The following is an 18,401-nucleotide window of genomic DNA, read 5'->3' as shown; positions in this document are numbered from 1 at the left end:
CATGAAGGAAAATAAGGATAGATTTTTAGTTAAATTGTGGAGAAATCTTCATTCTATGAAATTAGGTATAATCCTTCTTATGATAATAGGTCTTCTTTCTATAATTGGAACTGTAATACCTCAAGAAAATCCCTTGAAGTACTATGAAACTAATTATAGCCAGATTGTATATGAGATTATAAAGGCCTTTAGCTTATATAAAGTCTATGATTCTTGGTGGTTTATCGCTTTAATATCTGTTTTAGCCTTAAATTTAATTTTATGCAGTATCAAAAGGTTTAAGCAGGTATTTAATTTAGTTACAAACAAAATAGATTTTGACTTGGAATTAAATAAGTTAAAAGATATCCAGAAGATTTCCTTAGAGAAAGATGAAATAGGCAAGATTTTTAATGAAATGAAGTATAAGTCTATTAAAGAAAAGGATTTTGAAAATGGGAAGCTCTATTATGGAGATAAGAACAGTATAGGGTATTTAGGATCTTGGTTGACACATTTTGGGATTTTGGTAATTATAGTGTTCTTTACCTATGGTAAGCTTTATGGATTTGAGGCTTATGTTCACGGAGTTCCAGGAACTACAGTAGAAGTACCAGGTACGCAGCATTTTATAAATATAAAGGATTTTAATGTATCTTTTAGAGATGATTTTACTGTAGAGCAGTATGTTTCGGATATTGAGGTTTTAAAGAATGGACATGTAATAGATGTGGGACAAGTATTGGTGAATCATCCCTTTAGAACTAATGACTTAAACGTTTATCAGAATTCTACTGGATGGGCCGTAGATGCTACTCTTTATAAGAATGGAGAAGAGTATAGACATAAAACTATATATCAAGGAGATTTTTTTATAGAAGATGATCAGATGATTGCTTTACAGTTTGTAAACTTTTATCCTGATTTAGATGAAACCACTACCACTACATTAAGAAATAAGTCTCCCCTACCAAATCATCCTGTTATGCTTTATGCATTGTTTTACAATGGTCATAGGGTGGATATGAATTTACTTCATATGAATGAAGAAGTTGGTTTTCAAGAGTATAGTTTTATTGTAGATAATCCTCAGATGTTTACATTACTTCAAATAGTATATGATCCTGGTGTGGCTGGAGCCTTTGTTGGTGGAGCTTTCTTATTAATAGGAATATTCTTAGCCTTTTATGTAAATCCAAAAAAACTTAGGATATATGTAGATAACAGTGGTCAAGTAATGATATACGGAAAAAGTTACAAACATAACGGTGAGTATCTAGAAGAATTAAATAAAGTGATAGATACTATAAGGAGGAATTAATATGGATTTTTTAAGGATTGAGAGCACATTGTTTTATGGAGCGATAGGCCTATATTTAGCCTCTATGATTATGTATTTTATTTTTTTCGTAAGTAAAACCGAAAAAGCAGGAAATATTGGAAGTTTTATTATTAAAATTGGATTTGGTCTGCATACTTTAGCTTTGATATCTAGAGGTATTGGAGCAGGTAGAGTTCCATTGACAAATCAATATGAATTTGCCACTAGCTTTGCTTGGGGAATAGCTCTATGTTTTATAATATTTGAAAATAAATATAGCTTTAGAGCAATGGGAACCTTTGTAGTGCCAATAATATTTTTAATTATTGGTTATGCTGCAATGCAAAACAAAGATGTAAGACCCCTTATGCCAGCTTTACAAAGTAAGTGGCTAGCTATTCATGTATCCCTTGCAATATTAAGCTATGGTTCCTTTGGAGTTGCAGCAGGGGTGTCTTGTATGTATTTATTGAGAAATAAGTTTTCAAAGGATGATTTTATTTCCAAACATGTTCCTTCTTTGGATAAATTAGATGCTCTTAGTTATAGAGCCATATCCCTAGGATTTCTTTTATTGACTTTAGTTATAATCACTGGTGCCATATGGGCAGAAAGTGCTTGGGGAAGATATTGGGCTTGGGATCCAAAGGAAACGTGGTCTTTGATTACATGGATAATATATGCTATTTATTTGCATATGAGAATATCTAAGGGTTGGAAAGGAAAAAAAGCTGCTATTTTTAGCGTAATAGGATTTATATGTGTATTATTTACTTATATTGGTGTAAATACACTGATACCAAGCATCCATTCCTATGCATTAGTAGGAGACTCCACATTATGTATCTAATGTGGAGTTTTTGATATAATAAAAAGAAATTAGATTATAAATAAGTACAGATGTGAGAATAAAAAATTATACAAATAAAACAAAAAGTGATATAATATTTGCACACTAAATTAGGAGGCTAAGAATATGTGTGGAATAGTAGGATATGTTGGAAATAAGAATGCTCAAGAAGTCATATTACAAGGATTGGAAAAACTAGAATATAGAGGATACGATTCATCAGGTATTGCAGTAAATGGAAATGAGCATATAGAGTATAAAAAGCTAAAAGGAAGACTTTCTGTATTAGAAAATTATTTAAAAGAGAAACCATTAGTAGGTAATGTTGGAATAGGTCATACAAGATGGGCGACTCATGGAGCACCGTCTGATGTAAACTCCCATCCTCATTTAAATGAACAAGAGACCATAGCAGTGGTGCACAATGGAATAATAGAAAATTATAGTGTACTTAAAGAAGAACTAATAAAAAAAGGATATAAATTTAAATCACAGACAGATACGGAAGTAGTTGTACATCTATTAGACAGTCTTTATGATGGAGATTTACTTAGTACAGTATTTAAAGCTACAGAAAGACTTAGAGGGGCTTATGCTCTAGGAGTTATTTCCTCAGATAACCCAGATGAACTTGTTGCAGTTAGAAAAGAAAGTCCTTTAGTAGTAGGAGTGGGAAATGATGAAAGTTTCATAGCATCAGATATTCCAGCACTGCTTAAATATACTAAAGATGTATATTTCCTAGAGAATGGAGAGATTGTTCATCTAACTAAAGACAAGGTAAAAATCTATGATAAAGATAAAAATGAAGTTGAAAGAGAAATGTTTACAGTGGATTGGGATATTGAAGCCGCTTCAAAGGGTGGATATGATCATTTCATGCTTAAAGAAATCTATGAGCAACCAAAGGCTATTAGAGAAACCTTATTAAGAAGACTTGATGATAATGGCAGAATAGTTTTAGATGATATTAATGTAACAAAAGAGGATCTAGATAAAATCTCCAAGATTTATATTGTAGCCTGTGGTACAGCTTATCATGCAGGATTAGTAGGAAGATATGCTATAGAAAGATTTGCCAAAATTCCTGTAGAACCTGATGTTGCATCAGAGTTTAGATATAGAGAACCATTTATTGATGAGAATACATTGCTTATTGCAGTCAGTCAATCTGGAGAAACGGCAGATACCCTTGCAGCTATAAGAGAAGCCAAGAGTAAAGGGGCAAGAATCCTTTCAATCACCAATGTAGTGGGATCATCTGTGGCTAGGGAATCAGACGATGTATTTTATACATGGGCAGGACCAGAGATTGCAGTAGCTTCAACAAAGGCATATACTACACAGTTAGTGGCTTTATACATGGTTGCACTTCATATGGCAAATATCAAGAAGAGCATTTCAGAAGATTATTATTTTGAAATCATTGAAAAAATGAAGGCATTGCCAGATAAGGTAGAAGAAATTTTTCAAAAGTCAGATGAAATTAAGAAAATAGCAGGAATTATTAAGGATAAAAACAGTGCATTTTATATAGGAAGAGGCCTTGATTATCAAACTTCTATGGAGGGAGCCTTGAAGCTGAAGGAAATTTCCTATATTCATACAGAGGCTTTTGCAGCAGGAGAGTTAAAGCATGGAACCATAGCCTTAATTGAAAAGGAAACTCCTGTAATTGCCGTAGCTAGTCAAGACTATTTATATGAGAAAATGGTTTCAAATATACAAGAGGTAAAGGCTAGAGGAGCATATACTATTGCCATAGTAAAAGAAGGATTAGATGAGAGCTTAAACCATGCTGACGAGACAATTTATATTCCGGAAGTAGATAATATATTAGCACCAGTGTTAACAGTTGTACCTACTCAACTTCTTGCTTATTATACATCGGTTATAAAAGGTAACGATGTAGATAAGCCTAGAAATTTAGCCAAGTCAGTTACAGTGGAGTAAGGTAAAGTGACAATAATATTGTAGATGTAGGTTTATAAAAAAGATTGAACTATTTGAAAAAAGTTTGAACCTTTTGAAAAAAGATTGAACTATTTGAAAAAAGTTTGAATTGAAATTACCTTTTTGTGGTAACATATATCACAAAGAGGTGATTTTTTTTATGACCAAAAGAAAAAGACTTACAACCAAAAAAACAATTGAAAATTTAATCAAGGAAGGTAGGGGTGAAGGCATAGGAGAGGATTATAAACCTTGGATTCTAATACAAGATGTTGCTTCATTAGGAAGAGCAACGAGATTGAAGGGCATAAAAACTAATCGACAGCATGAGTTTCTTTCAGATTTAGAAAGGAACTATTTTTATATTCTTGAATACTCGGATACAGTAATTGACATTAGAGAGCAGTTCCCTTTATTGCCATTAGAAGAAACTGTGCTAATAGCAAAAGAATTAGGAATAGAGCATCCAACAGATCCAAAGACTAATGAGCCCATAGTTATGACCACGGATTTTTTAATCACTACAAGTAAAAACGAAAAGTTAATTGATGTAGCTAGGACCATCAAATATAAAGATGATTTAATGAATAAAAGAATCTTAGAGAAATTTGAAATAGAAAGAATATATTGGGAAAGACGAGAAATCAATTGGGGGATTGTTACAGAAGAAGAAATAAATAAGAATTTAGCCCAAAATATAAGTTATATTCACAGTTATTATAATATTGAGGATATAGACTCTTTAAAAAATATAGAGAAATATGATATAGAGGATTTAGTTATGGAATATGCTCGAAGATTAATTGATGAAACTGTAATTATAAGGGAAATATCTAATAAATTTGATGATGACTTACTTTTGCAAAGAGGAACCGGAATATCTTTGTTTAAATATTTGCTAATAAGGAAAGCAATACAAATTGACTTATACACTCCTATAGATGTAAACGAAAAAATAAAAGTTAATCTTGTAACGGAAGAACTTGATAAGGAGTGTAAGATATCATGATATTAGAAAATATGACTTTTCAATATATTGACAAAGAGAACGGAGAAAGAATTAGAATAATAAGTATTGATGAAGAGTATAAGTACTTATACTATGTTAGTTTAGATTTAGGGGTATCCATGCCTAAAAAGGAATTGATAGAAAAAATAGAAACTGAAATAAATAATAATATATTGATAAAGATACCAGAGCCATTTTTGCAGACAATGGATGAAGAAAGGGTTTCAGAAATACAGAAGGAGAAAAGGGATTTTCAATGGTTAATAGTAGAGAAATATTGGTGCAAAGATAAAGAAAGATTAATAGAAACAAGAGGTAGACAAAAATTATTAGAAGAAATATCAATAGAAAATGATGTAACTGTCAGTAGTGTTAAAAGAATATTTAGCAGGTTTTGGCAAAGAGGTATGAGTAAGAATGCTCTTCTTCCCGATTATATGAATTCAGGTGGAAAAGGTAAAAGTAAAAAATTAAAATTAAATAGTAAAATAGGAAGAACTAGAAAGACTAATTATAATGGGGAAAACATACAAGGAATAAATGTAACAGAAGATATTAAAAGAATATTTGAAGTATCAGTAAATAGATTTTATAGAAAAAAAGAAAAATTAAGCCTAGCTGAAACTTATAATTTAATGCTTAGAGAATTTTTTTCAGATAAATGCTACGAAGATGGACAAGAATATTATAAAGTTTGGGATAAATCAAGAATACCAACTTACCAACAATTTTACTATTGGTTTAGAAAATTAGAAAACATAGAAAAGGACATTTCATTTAGAATGAGTGATAAGGAATTCAACTTAAATCACAGACCTATCTTAAGCAATTCTACAATAGAAACAGATGGACCAGGTACTAGATTTCAGATAGATGCAACGATAGCAGATATCTATATAGTAAGCTCACTTAATAGAAATAGGGTCATAGGAAGACCTGTTGTGTATGCAATTATAGATGTATATTCAAGGTTGATTACAGGGATATATGTAGGATTAGAAGGACCTTCTTGGCTTGGGGCTATGATGTCCTTAGATAATATGATTGCTAATAAAGTTGAATTTTGCAGAAAATATGGAATACAAATAACTGAAGAACAATGGCCATCACATTACTTACCAGAGATAATAATAGCAGATAGAGGTGAGTTTGAAGGTTACTCAGTCGAAAATTTGATAAACAATTTGAACATAAAAATAGAAAACACATCCCCTTACCGTGGTGATTTAAAGGGAATTGTTGAAAGAAATTTTAGAACAACAAATGAAAAAATAAAGCATAAAACCCCAGGAGCTATACAAAAAGAGTATAGAGAAAGAGGGGATAGAGATTATAGATTAGATGCAACACTTACTTTAGAAGAATTTACCCAAATATATATAAAAATGGTCTTGCATCATAATCATAAAATAAAAGTTGAGCATCCTATAGATAAAGAAATGATATCAGATGAATTGACCCCAACACCTATTAATCTATGGAATTGGGGGATTGAAAATAAAAAAGGAAGGCTTAGAGTAATTGATAGAGATATTATGAGACTTAATATACTACCTAAGGGTAAGGCTAGTGTATCAAGAGCTGGATTTAAATTTAGAGATTTATATTATAGTTCTAAAAAGGCAGTAGAAGAACAATGGTTTATAAATCCTAAACATAGATGGATTGAGATAGTTTATGATCCAAGAAATATGAATCAAATATATATCCCACATGAAGATGGCAAAGACTATGAAGTATGTTATCTTCTAGAGAAAAGCAGGCAATATAAAGATTGTTTATTTGAAGAAATAATATTTCAACAAGAATTAAAGAGAGAGTTAATAGAACTAGAATCAAATCAACAAGCTCAATTAAATATAGATTTAGATAAAGAGATAGAGGATATAGTTAAAAGAGCAAAAGAAGCGAGGAATAGAACAATTACGGAGACTACTTCTAAAGCTAAGAAGATAAAAGACATAAAAGAGAATAGACAACTGGAAAAGGAATTTAATAGATTAGAGGAAGCTTTTGAGATTGGGAAAAAAGAAAATGAAGAAGGTATAGTCAAGCAATTTAACAAGAGCATTGAAAAAGAGGAAGAGCAAAAGGATACGACACGTGAAATGTTAATGGAAAAAATAATAAAGAAAAGAGATGAGATGCTTGGAAAGAAATGAAATAACTCCTTTACTAAAGGGGAAATTTGAAATGGCAAATTATAAAGAGCAAGAACTAATAGAATATGCCAATAATCCATTTATAGAGGCCCTTCCACATATATTTTCATATAACAATATACTAGACCGATTCACCAGGTATCCAATAGTAGACGATATGGAAAAGACTAAAAATAAAAACCTAAGACATCATATGATAAAAAGAATAAAAAATTTTATACAGCCATTGCCAGATCACTTTACAATAGAGAATAAGTTATCAACACTTATAAGAAGAGGATATCTTGCAAGAAATCCATTGGATAAAAATTATTTTGAGAGATTGAGAATATTAGATGGCATGCATTCTATGAAGCAAGAAGAAAGGGATGATATTTTAAATAGAAATATGGAACATATACGTTCCACAGCTGATAGTCTTTCTATAATAGGAATATCAGGAATAGGAAAAACCACAACAATAGAAAGATTATTGCTTATGTATCCGCAAATTATAAAACACGAAGAATATAAAGGGAGAGCATTAAGCAGGACACAAATAGTATGGTTAAAAATTGACTGTCCATATGATGGTAATCTAGCTACTCTTTGTAAGAACTTTTTTAAGACTATAGACGATCTACTTGGAACAAGATACCTTGAGAAATACGGATATTTAAATAGAATAACATCTTCAATGATGCTTCACATGACATCCCTAGCAAGTATGTATGGAATAGGAGTTTTAGTAATAGATGAAATACAGCATTTAATTAATTCAAAGAATGACCCTGATGAAATGCTTAACTTTTTTGTGACATTAACTAATACTGTTGGAATACCAACTGTTTTGATAGGAACATTTAAAGCTCTTAAAATATTTAAAAGAGACTTTAGACAGGCTAGAAGGGCAGGAAGTGAAGGAAATATTATATGGGATAGAATGGATAAAGATACTATTGAATGGAATGTTTTCATAGAGACCTTATGGGAATTTCAATGGCTTAAAAATAAAACTGAACTAACACAAGAAATTAAGGATTATTTTTATGATAGATGCCAAGGAATAACTTCAATAGCTGTGAACCTATTTATACTTGCACAAGAAAGAGCTTTAAATACAGATAATGAAAAAATAGATAAGCAAATTATAAATAAGGCTTCTGAAGAAGACCTTTATATGATACAACCAATGATAAAAGCACTTAGAAATAATAATAGGACAGAAATAATGAAGTATGAGGATATATCTATAAATTTAGAAGATATAACTTTTAAGCATAGGAGTAGCTTGCAAATTGCAGGTAAAATTAAAGAAATGGCCAAAAATGAAGAAAAATTATTTGAATTAAAGAGAAAAAATATAGCAGAAAATTTAATAGTAGATATGAATTCATTGGGAATCTTTGATGAACTTAGTGAAAATGAAATAGAAAATTTAGTTAATAAAGTTGTTAATAAATTTGGGATAGATGATGATTATAATGTTATTAAATTAGATACAATAAAAAAGGCTTTACAGATGAATGAGAAAAAGAAAGAGGATAAAACTAAGAATAATAGCTTATTGTATGAGAAAAAGGATTTAAGGAATTTATATGAATTTGCTAAAAAGAAAAAGGTTCATGTATATGAGATATTAAAAGAAAATGGATATATTAAAAATTCTATAGAGGAATTCTTGAAGGTGGAGTAATATGTTAACATTTTTCACAGATCCATATTCAGATGAATTAATTTATTCTGCTATAGCACGATATCATTACTATATAGGCAATCTAGACTATAAAGATACTATTGAAGAGTTGTTCGGAAAGAGAACAATTATTCCAAACCTGTATATTGGAAGTAATTTTAATAGTTTAGTTAAACAATTAGGAAGTAAATATAATGCAGATAGTATAATAAATAATCATACAATATTTCCTTTCTATTCACCATTTATACCACTTCAAAGAAAGCGTGAGATTTTGAAGGATATTAAATATAATAGTGGAGGAGCAATATATACTAAAATTGGTATGGTTGCAGGAAGCATTTGTAAAAAAGAAAGTATTTGTTATTGTTTAGAATGTGCTAAAAATGATATTGAGAGATATGGGGAGGCCTATATTCATAGAGAGCATCAATTGCAAGGAGTATTAGTATGCCCACACCATAGTGCTTATTTATATAGTTATAAATTAAATCGTAAAAATACAAGTAGATTAAATTTTATAAAACTAGATGAAAAGTATTTATATGATAATAAAATAGAAGTTGAAAATCATATATTGGTGGACAAACTGAGTATCATATCCAAATTAGCATATAGACTTTTAACTTATGATACAAGTGCAATTGATAGAGAAATGGTATTTAAAAGATATAAGAACTTACTTTATGAGAGGGGGTTAACTTCTATTAATGGAAGTGTAAAACAACAAGATTTATACGAAGAATTTGTATCCTATTATGGGAAAGACCTATTAACATTATTAGATAGTAGTATAGATAATAATAATGAGTATAACTGGCTTAGAGTAATTACAAGGAACTTAAAAAGAACTGTACATCCAATAAGGCATATTTTATTTATCAATTATCTTATAGGAGATATTGGTGTTTTCTTTTCAGAAATAAGAGAAAAATATAATCCCTTTGGAATTGGACCTTGGCCTTGTTTAAATAAAATATCTAAACATTATAAAAAAGATTTGATAGCTGAGTTAAAGATAGTAACAGATAGCCGAACCAGTTTACCTGTAGGTACTTTTTCTTGCAGCTGTGGATTTTCATATTCTAGAAGAGGACCAGATAAGTGTATAGAGGATCGTTATCGTATTGGTAGAATAAAATCTTTTGGGTACGAATGGGAAGAAAAGCTGAAGAAAACATTAGAAGAAGGTGGATTATCTCTGCGAGAAGTGTCTAGGATAATGAATTGTGATCCGAAGACAGTAATAAATTACGATAGAATTTTAGGAATAAACCATTTTAAAGATAGTATGATTAAAATAGAATCTAAAGAAGAGACATCTGCTAATCATGAGTTCAATGAGATAGAATCTTATAAAGAAAATATATTAAAGGCTATAATTGACAATCCAATGGCTCCTAGGACTGAAATTAGAGAGCTGTGCAATAAAGAATATATATATTTATATAGACATGATAGAGAATGGCTAACGAATAATCTGCCACAAAAACGACAAATTAATACTAATACAAATAATATTGTAGATTGGAAAAGTAGGGATACAGAGACATTAATGCTCTTACAAAGAAAGTATAAAGAATTTTTGCAAAAAGAAAAACCTATTAGAATCACCAAATCAATGCTTGGCAAGTCACTTGGAATACTTTCGAATTTGGAACATAATATTCACAAATTACCTGAAACAAAATTATATTTATCTGAAATTGTAGAATCTGTGGAAGATTTTCGAATAAGAAGATGTAAGCACATTGTTTCGCAAAGGTTAATAGATAATAGTAGTATCAAACTATGGGAGATACAAAGAATAGCTGGCATAAGAACAAAAGATTTTGAGAAAATAAAAAATCAAATTGAAGATTATATTAATTTGAAAAAGGCACTATTAAAATATGAGCAATAAATTAATTAAGATAAATAATTGCCATTCTATATAGAAAGATATTTCAATAATTTAAAAAATTCAAACTTTTCAAATGGATCTAAGTCAATAGTTTGTATATTTTTATCTCTAGGTGTGGTAAAGTTAGTTAAAATTACCAATAGGTACATATTAGCTAAAATAAGTATGAAAACTAAAGTTAAAGATATATTATCTGAAATAAGGTTAGAAATAAAATCTTCAGATAAAAATAAAAAACAGTAGATGGCCTGCAAGCAAATCTACTGTTTGAAAAAATTATAGTTATGACTAGATAAGTCAATTCTCTTTCTGCTCTTATTATACCGCAAGATATTAAATTTTAAAACAAAAACTTATAAAATTTTTTAGTAGTCGATATAATGATTTTCTATTAGTTGTTTTTGTGGTATATGCAGTTATTATTTTTGTCTCAGTGGTTGCAATTAAGAAGAAGTAAACCGATAGTAGATAAGAAAGTTAAGAATGAAGAGGAATTAAGGTTGTGGGAAATTCAAAGATTAGCATGGATTAGAACGGAAAATTTTAGTAGAATCAGGACTAATCTTGAAGAATGTATAGACAGGGGGTATAAACATTAACAAAATAATTCAAAAGGATTGGCCATTTAAATTAGGAGAAAATGCAAAACTTTATTGGATGGACAAACCATATAAATTGGATAATAAATGGGTTATAGATGTATATTTTAAAAGTGATAAATTTTTAGAAAAGATTACACTTGATTGGGCCTCAATTCACTTTTTAGCTTTTGGAAGATATTATTTTAACGGAAATTTAAATAATAGTCAAATACATAAAAAGGCAGTTATTAAAGATTTAAATTTAAACAATGTAAAATTTGTTATGACCCAAGATTCTTTGAATGTAGAATATAAAGAGATAAAAACTGATATATTTGTTGGATATAAAAATGGTATAGAGTATAGAATACCTGCATTGGAAATAATAAGAGCTGTTATAGCCACAAATAGATTTTTATTAAATAGAATAGTTGAATTAGATTCTCTTAGTAAGTATTTTGTCTATAGATTTGATGATAAGAATAATTTATATATAGACTTTTTTGATGAGTATGAAAGAAAACTTTTGAGTGCAGAGTATGTGAGACATTTAGCTTGGATTATAACAAATGAAAATATATTAAGGATGTTTAGCCAACTAGGACAAAACTTATGGCTTGAAGGAAATATAAAGTACGACTTTTTGTTTAAAGAATTTGATATAAAAGCTAGAATACATGAAGATAAAAAGGTAGTTAGAATCTTAGAAATAATAGAATTTAAAAATAAAAAAATAAATGCTAAAGAAATATTTATAAGCTCAAAATATATCAATGAGCTGAATGTGAGCAGTGAACCGAAACTTAGAAAATATAGAAGTCTAAATAAGACTGATGATAAAATTTTAGATTCGAAAATAGATGGAGCAAACAATAATGAGTCTGATTTTATAAATACACTTGATACAAAGCATATATATTCTAGTGATGTAAAAATAAATAGAAGAAAAAGAAATAGAAAGACATTAAGGACTAAAGAAGATAATAGCACTAAAATCTACGAAATAGAAAATGATAATTTAAGAACTACGGCAGATACAGGAGGGTTAGATAAAACTAAAGGACTCGAATATGAAAACATAGAAGATATAAATGTAAAAGGAGAATTAGAGGAGTTTATTGAAATCATGAAGTTATTAAAAAACAAAAAGGATATTGAAGATGTTCAAGTTATAATTAATGATTTACCAGAAGGGAAAAGAGGTAAGAAATTTTCAAAGCTTCAAGATGGAGAAACAAATAGACAATATGTAGTAGGAAAGATAATAATGAAAAATGGGAAAGAGTTTAGTTTGATAGAAGTAGAAAGAGAGGAAAAGTCTTTATCGATGTTATTATTATATGCAATTAAACCAATAGATTGGACAAGCATTTATTTTAAATTAACTCTAGGATTGGTTAATAAAAGTGGTACATGGGATTCATCAAGCTTGAAGAGGTTAGAGATGAAAGGGCTTTATTCTAAAAGAATCAGACATAAGTCTGATAAGAGTAGTATTTATGATAAATGCAATTATATATATGAGAAGATTTTGGAAAATAAATCAATATGATGATTTAAAGATTTCTACAGAAATATACGTTAATAAAAATTCAACTTAAAAAGATTTCATTACAAAATTTTTTTCCAACTTTAGTAAAATTGAATATGCGTAATTGTAAACCTATTTTTTAGAATGCTATAAAATCCTACACAATTTGCTATTACATACAAATTGTGTAGGAATCTTGAGTAGAAGTCTATTTTATGAAATTGTTAAAGTTAAAGAATAGGTGATGGATAATTATCTCTGAACTATCATCACGAGAATGTTTTGATAAATAATATGGATCCTCAAAATTTAGACATCTTTCTAATATTGAGGATTCATTTAGGCCCCCTATTGTTTTATTTATCACATTTATGCTATCTTCAATTGAATCATTAACGATATATCCAATCATAGATGATTCAGATGCCTTATTAGAGTATCGATTATCTAAGTATCTAGCTAGTCCATCAGAAACATATACTTCTCTTCTTCTATTACACCCATCCTTAAGTAGTTTGCATTCAGCCCCAAAGTAAATATCATAGATATCATAACTACGGAATACAAAGTCTATTGTAGGTGCCGAGCCTCTAGGGTGTTTTTTATAGTCATCTGGTTTTTGACTAATGGGGGACAGCCGAATTTTAAAAGATCTTTTGAACTCAGGCCATATTTCATTTATCTCAACAACCCACTCTTCAGAAATCCTATTTTCATCATAATGCTTTTTTATTCCCTTCTTACAAATACCGTGGTATCCCAACCACATTATTTCCAATAATAGGCTTATTCCACTAGGACCTAAAAGTTGTACAATATCTTCTGAAACAACTGAATCATCTGCTATACTTAATAACATCATTGTGCTCCCCTCCATGACCTCATAATATCCATATAAATATTGTCTGCATCATACATGGCAGCTACTGTTGACCAATAGAGTTTCATTCGAGGCTTAATCAGAAATATACTTTCTCTATCATAGAACTTTACATTTCTTTTTACATATACACTTTGTGACTTTTGTTCAATCAACTTTTTATTAAGGGATTCTAAAATTTCTTTTCCATTTTTATTATTCATATCAAGTTTATTTTTTTGGTTATTTTCAGATAGTTGAATTTCAGCTATCAAAAGAGGACCGTTATAATCATGCATTTGAATATTAAAATAGGTATTGTTACCAAATGAAGCTTTTAGAATACTTGTTATAGTACTTTTATAGATATCAAGCATTTTATTTGTTGGAGGTTGTAAAACTGCTGAGTTTTGCTTTCTGTTGTAATAATCCAAATTTAAATCCAAAGTTTCCTGAATGGCCCTTCTTTCATATTCATTAATCTCATACAATTTCATTACTACATTATTTAATAAATCTTTATCTGCAGTATTCGTGAATGCGAACGTATCATATGTTTTCTCAATCAAATCTTTATTACTTTCCAATTTTCCATAAGGGATAGGAAATTCCTTGATTTCAGATACTAGTAATTCATCTCTCTCAGTCATCCAGCGACTACTAGCAAATAGCATATAGTACGGAAACAGGCTACTATGAGTGAGGAGACATATATACTTTAACAACAGCTCATCTCCGTGAATTCCAAAGATACTCGTATTAAAAACACAGTCGTAATCTAAGAAGGCAGCCTTAAAGTTACCGTCTTTATTAGATTGCTTCATTACGAGATGAGGCGCTTTGAAGATAGCAGGCTTTGTTCTTACATCCCTATGAAATGTTTTATCTAGGCAAAGGGGAAGAGTTTCTCTTTTTACATAATAAGATTTTATATTTTTATGATTTATTACAGGCTTTTCGTAAAATTCTTCAGTATGAATTTTATCAGAGGATCTGCTATAGCCTCGTGCCATGGTTAATATTTGTTCTTCTTCCAGATCCTTTAATGTAGGGTATTTGCCGATTTTCTGTATAAGATCAATATCTCTTGGTTTTCCCAGCATCGCAATTTTCCAAATATACTTAAAGTTAGAAAGATCTTTGGGTATTCTGTTAATATTATAAGATTCAATAAATATTCTCCAATTGTCTTCAAGTGTATATTGAGGTTTTGGTGAACAAAAAAGTATTGACTTTGAATAGTCCACTGGACGAGGACTGTAGAACATAATTACGGCAGGTCCAGATGAGCTATCGAATAATAATTTTCGAAAAGCAGTTAAATCAATCATTGCATCAATGTTATAGTTCTTGAATAAGAATTTTCTAAATAAAACATTAGTATTAGAAACATTATAGAGTATACTTTTACTTGGTAATATCATAGCAATTTTACCAGTAATTTTGCATGTTTCTGCAGCTTTAAATACAAAAAGTTGAGCAATCTGCTTACTTCCAACTGGAAGATTGTTCTTTTGTTGATATTTTGACGCATCTTCACTCAATGCACCTACCCAAGGAGGATTGCCAACTACAAGATCGAACTTAGTGTTATTTATCTTCAAATCTTCACTGAAAAGATCTGATTTAATTAGGTTGTTTATTCTTAGAGAAGGAAATTTGAATTCATTCCAAATTTCTTTAGAGCTCATATAATCACACATAGTTAGACATAAGCTAAATGATGCGATTCTTAAGGCTTCTGGATTAATGTCTATGCCAAAGATACTAGTTTCTAAAATAGAAATTAAATCTTTGCTAGGAATATACTCGTGGTGTTCGTATTTATTCCATCTACCAACTATTCTTCTGAACATCTCAACTAAAAAGATACCAGAGCCACAGGCAGGATCTATTACTTTGATATGTTCGTATTTACCTTCCCAAGGATAAACCTCATCAAGAACTAATTCAACTAAATGAAATGGGGTATAATATGTTCCTTTTCTGTTTTCTGATTTTTTAGTCTTTTTCGCTTTCTCTTGAAAACTTTTTTCCATATGAAAAAACATTTCATAGATGTTACTAATTAACTCAATTGGAATTACCTCAAATGAATATAACGGCCAAAGTGCAAGTTGACTGTTCTTCATCTGTATTTTTCCTGTAATGAAGTCTTTTAACAGTTGTAAATCTTCTTCGCTCACACAAAGAAATTCTTCCTTTGTCACAGGGAAAATATCACCATTAAATTTATCACTCATAAATTTAAAAAATTCATATACGGATTCCTTTTTATCTAATAAATCAGTAAAAGTTGATGCAGTAGGTTCATATTCTGAAAATAAATCAGTCGGGAATACCTTGTCACCTTTCTTGTCTTTTCTTTCTTCAAGATATTTAATCATAATAACTCGACCAAGTAAACGATGAACTACATCGCAAGATTTAATTGACTTAAGCAAAGATTCTCTAACTACTTTTAGATTTTCAAGTAATGTTTGTTCAACGCGATTTTTATAATCAAATCTTATTGCATTATCTTTCCAAAATTCACCTGATTCTAATTTGTTAACATGATACTTTGTAAGTGCTTGGCGCGCAGACTCAAGTCCATCAATTAATTTAATATGTTCTAATATTGCATTTGAAGGCATTTTGTTTGTATCAGAAGTAGGTATTTCATAATTGTTAAAGATAATTAATTCATCGGGCAAAACTACAAATAAAAATGGAGCTTTGCTTATGTTCCATGCAAGTCTATGAATTTCGGCTATTTTGTGAGAATCATATTCATCCAAAGCTGAAAAATAAATCATGGGAATTTTAGCTTCTGAAGTTCCCGGGGAATTCATAAAAAAGACAGAATCAACACCCAATTTATCTTGAATCATCCTAAAAATCTCACGCTGATAATTAGACTGTATTCCATTACTTCCATCAATTAGTGAACCCGACTTTTCAGTGCCTAATTCATTATATAAAAAATTCAGTGAAAATTTTATGCTCATTTTTCACACTCCTTATTGTCTATGCTATATGCTTACCTAAAATTAGATTTCTATATAAGATTGTCTTTTTAATGTCTGTATTTCCGAGCAAATAACTGAGCTCAAAATCATCAACGCCCATCATAATTCGATTTTGAGCAAAACTATATCTGAACATTTTAGGTGTTATTTTTTCTTCCAATCCTGCATTGTTGCAAGCTATATGAATATAGTTAATTGCTGTTTTAGGTGTGAATTTGAATATTTTTTCGTCTTTTTTTATTTTATTATTTTTTATAAATATAGTCAGTTCTTCAATTAAATCTTGTGGAATATCTATCTCTCGATAGTATTCATGCTCACGTGTACGCTTCCTTCTATTATTTATTCTGATGCGATTATTACTTAAAGATATGTTCATGGGAACTGTATCGAGAACTTCAACTAGCCTAGCTCCGGTATGCCATAATAATTTTGTAAATATACATATCAACGCATTATCTCTATTCGCACCTATTATTGCATTAAGTGTATCATTATCAATATACATTTCTATTCTCCTTTAGAAGTCTAAAATTAACATTGTATATATTAGTATACTATATATATACAAAAAATTCCAGTGATTATATATTAATAAATATTTATTCTGACTAATGTTTGCATTGGGAAATTCTTTAGTATTAGATGAGGATTGTATTTGCTGGTTGAAAACTTACTAGAATGTTATCGATAATAGAAGAACTATGCAAAAAGTATTCTATGTAATGTGTGCCAATACCGTGGTTACTACGAGAATTCTGTGGATTATGATTATTGGGGAATAAGCAGATATATCTATGTTTTGTTATAATCATATCTTTTTTGAATTTAAACATTGTGGATTATCATATTATTAGCTAAAATGGTCTTAGATTGATTTAAATATAGGGATATGAGGAAAGTATTAAGATGTGTGGGCAGTGTTGGATAAAATTAAACGATGTGTAGTATAGGAAAATTTGATATCAGGGATTGAGATGTTATTATTATAATGATTTAAGGATTATTAAGATAATTGATTTAAATTATATTGTCTGAAATAGGGAGATTATTATTTCTCTATAAAAGTGAATTAATGTATTTGAGTAATCAAATCAAAGAAGGGATTATATGACAATTAAAAGAAAATATTTTGACAATACATGGATTATATAATATAAATGTAAGTAAAGTAAATTTAGTGTATAATATTGTGTGATAAGTAAACACAGAGAGTTATAAAGGTAGTAATTATTTGTTAAGAAAATCAAAAAAGTGGGATGTATTTTGTATTGAATAAGACATATTATAAAGAATATTTATGGAACCTTTATGAAAAGATGTTTTAGGAATAGATTCCAACAATTATGATTCTATATAAGATTTAAAATACTTACTTGCTTCAAAGAATGCATCTTCAGGTGTTTTTGCCCAGCCACAACCTACATTACACCACGAGTCATAGTATTTTAAAATACTCCAGAAATATGGTTCTGTTTCATTATCATGTTCATGTTTGGTCATACTTATATTTATTAAATAATCATTATCCATACACATACTCCTAAAATATATTTATATTTATTAA

General features: G+C 29.4%; 13 protein-coding genes. 9 read left to right on the top strand and 4 right to left on the bottom strand.

All coding sequences use genetic code 11. The features are described 5' to 3' along the window. The first annotated feature begins 1 nt into the window (after nucleotide 1). The 9 genes from RDK80_RS09560 to RDK80_RS09520 all read left to right on the top strand — a co-directional run bounded on the left by RDK80_RS09560 (nucleotide 2) and on the right by RDK80_RS09520 (nucleotide 12,985). The gene (locus tag RDK80_RS09560; RefSeq protein ID WP_216558229.1) at nucleotides 2-1,300 is read left to right on the top strand and encodes a cytochrome c biogenesis protein ResB; all 1,299 of its coding nucleotides are present in this window, start codon (nucleotides 2-4) and stop codon (nucleotides 1,298-1,300) included. Nucleotide 1,301: 1 nt separating this feature from the next. Further along, nucleotides 1,302-2,150, top strand: coding sequence for a c-type cytochrome biogenesis protein CcsB (gene ccsB / locus RDK80_RS09555; RefSeq protein ID WP_094901476.1), 849 nt, complete (start codon nucleotides 1,302-1,304; stop codon nucleotides 2,148-2,150). Between the two features lie 126 nt (nucleotides 2,151-2,276). Beyond that, nucleotides 2,277-4,103, top strand: a complete 1,827-nt coding sequence (gene glmS, locus RDK80_RS09550; protein ID WP_216558232.1) for a glutamine--fructose-6-phosphate transaminase (isomerizing) — start codon at nucleotides 2,277-2,279, stop codon at nucleotides 4,101-4,103. A gap of 160 nt (nucleotides 4,104-4,263) precedes the next feature. After that, on the top strand, nucleotides 4,264-5,112 hold the full coding sequence (locus RDK80_RS09545; RefSeq protein ID WP_308524152.1) for a TnsA endonuclease N-terminal domain-containing protein: 849 nt from the start codon (nucleotides 4,264-4,266) through the stop codon (nucleotides 5,110-5,112). Then, nucleotides 5,109-7,274 (top strand): Mu transposase C-terminal domain-containing protein, encoded by a 2,166-nt coding sequence (locus RDK80_RS09540; RefSeq protein ID WP_308524151.1) that lies wholly within the window; start codon nucleotides 5,109-5,111, stop codon nucleotides 7,272-7,274. The genes RDK80_RS09545 and RDK80_RS09540 overlap by 4 nt, the downstream gene beginning before the upstream one ends. 31 nt (nucleotides 7,275-7,305) lie before the next feature. After that, on the top strand, nucleotides 7,306-8,949 hold the full coding sequence (locus RDK80_RS09535; protein WP_308524150.1) for an ATP-binding protein: 1,644 nt from the start codon (nucleotides 7,306-7,308) through the stop codon (nucleotides 8,947-8,949). Nucleotide 8,950: 1 nt separating this feature from the next. Next, nucleotides 8,951-10,852 (top strand): TnsD family transposase, encoded by a 1,902-nt coding sequence (locus RDK80_RS09530; protein WP_308524149.1) that lies wholly within the window; start codon nucleotides 8,951-8,953, stop codon nucleotides 10,850-10,852. 425 nt (nucleotides 10,853-11,277) lie between these two features. After that, nucleotides 11,278-11,451: a hypothetical protein gene (locus RDK80_RS09525; protein ID WP_308524148.1), complete on the top strand. Its 174-nt coding sequence runs from the start codon at nucleotides 11,278-11,280 to the stop codon at nucleotides 11,449-11,451. 76 nt (nucleotides 11,452-11,527) lie between these two features. Beyond that, a complete protein-coding gene (locus RDK80_RS09520; protein WP_308524147.1) occupies nucleotides 11,528-12,985 on the top strand; it encodes a Tn7-like element transposition protein TnsE in 1,458 nt (485 codons plus the stop codon). Nucleotides 12,986-13,172: 187 nt separating this feature from the next. On the opposite strand, the gene RDK80_RS09515 is transcribed toward RDK80_RS09520, so the two are convergent. The 4 genes from RDK80_RS09515 to RDK80_RS09500 all read right to left on the bottom strand — a co-directional run bounded on the left by RDK80_RS09515 (nucleotide 13,173) and on the right by RDK80_RS09500 (nucleotide 18,367). Then, entirely contained in the window at nucleotides 13,173-13,826 is a 654-nt protein-coding gene (locus tag RDK80_RS09515) for a hypothetical protein (RefSeq protein WP_308524146.1), read from the bottom strand. After that, entirely contained in the window at nucleotides 13,823-16,813 is a 2,991-nt protein-coding gene (locus tag RDK80_RS09510) for an N-6 DNA methylase (RefSeq protein WP_308524145.1), read from the bottom strand. The genes RDK80_RS09515 and RDK80_RS09510 overlap by 4 nt, the downstream gene beginning before the upstream one ends. A 19-nt stretch (nucleotides 16,814-16,832) precedes the next feature. Continuing rightward, nucleotides 16,833-17,342 (bottom strand): tyrosine-type recombinase/integrase, encoded by a 510-nt coding sequence (locus RDK80_RS09505; RefSeq protein ID WP_308524144.1) that lies wholly within the window; start codon nucleotides 17,340-17,342, stop codon nucleotides 16,833-16,835. 836 nt (nucleotides 17,343-18,178) lie between these two features. Beyond that, nucleotides 18,179-18,367 (bottom strand): hypothetical protein, encoded by a 189-nt coding sequence (locus RDK80_RS09500; RefSeq protein ID WP_308524143.1) that lies wholly within the window; start codon nucleotides 18,365-18,367, stop codon nucleotides 18,179-18,181. Nucleotides 18,368-18,401: the final 34 nt, after the last annotated feature.

The sequence above is a fragment of the uncultured Tissierella sp. genome (assembly GCF_902479755.1).
Taxonomy (GTDB): Bacteria; Bacillota; Clostridia; order Tissierellales; family Tissierellaceae; genus Tissierella; species Tissierella carlieri.
The sequence above is the reverse complement of the archived record's forward strand: the minus strand, read 5'-3'. Positions and strand labels throughout refer to the sequence as shown.

Excerpts from the sequence above, each read along its gene's own strand:
- RDK80_RS09560 (WP_216558229.1), top strand. The coding sequence starts at position 2 with ATGAAGGAAAATAAGGATAGATTTTTAGTTAAATTGTGGAGAAATCTT.
- ccsB (WP_094901476.1), top strand. The coding sequence starts at position 1,302 with ATGGATTTTTTAAGGATTGAGAGCACATTGTTTTATGGAGCGATAGGC.
- glmS (WP_216558232.1), top strand. The coding sequence starts at position 2,277 with ATGTGTGGAATAGTAGGATATGTTGGAAATAAGAATGCTCAAGAAGTC.
- RDK80_RS09545 (WP_308524152.1), top strand. The coding sequence starts at position 4,264 with ATGACCAAAAGAAAAAGACTTACAACCAAAAAAACAATTGAAAATTTA.
- RDK80_RS09540 (WP_308524151.1), top strand. The coding sequence starts at position 5,109 with ATGATATTAGAAAATATGACTTTTCAATATATTGACAAAGAGAACGGA.
- RDK80_RS09535 (WP_308524150.1), top strand. The coding sequence starts at position 7,306 with ATGGCAAATTATAAAGAGCAAGAACTAATAGAATATGCCAATAATCCA.
- RDK80_RS09530 (WP_308524149.1), top strand. The coding sequence starts at position 8,951 with ATGTTAACATTTTTCACAGATCCATATTCAGATGAATTAATTTATTCT.
- RDK80_RS09515 (WP_308524146.1), bottom strand. The coding sequence starts at position 13,826 with ATGATGTTATTAAGTATAGCAGATGATTCAGTTGTTTCAGAAGATATT.
- RDK80_RS09510 (WP_308524145.1), bottom strand. The coding sequence starts at position 16,813 with ATGAGCATAAAATTTTCACTGAATTTTTTATATAATGAATTAGGCACT.
- RDK80_RS09505 (WP_308524144.1), bottom strand. The coding sequence starts at position 17,342 with ATGTATATTGATAATGATACACTTAATGCAATAATAGGTGCGAATAGA.
- RDK80_RS09500 (WP_308524143.1), bottom strand. The coding sequence starts at position 18,367 with ATGGATAATGATTATTTAATAAATATAAGTATGACCAAACATGAACAT.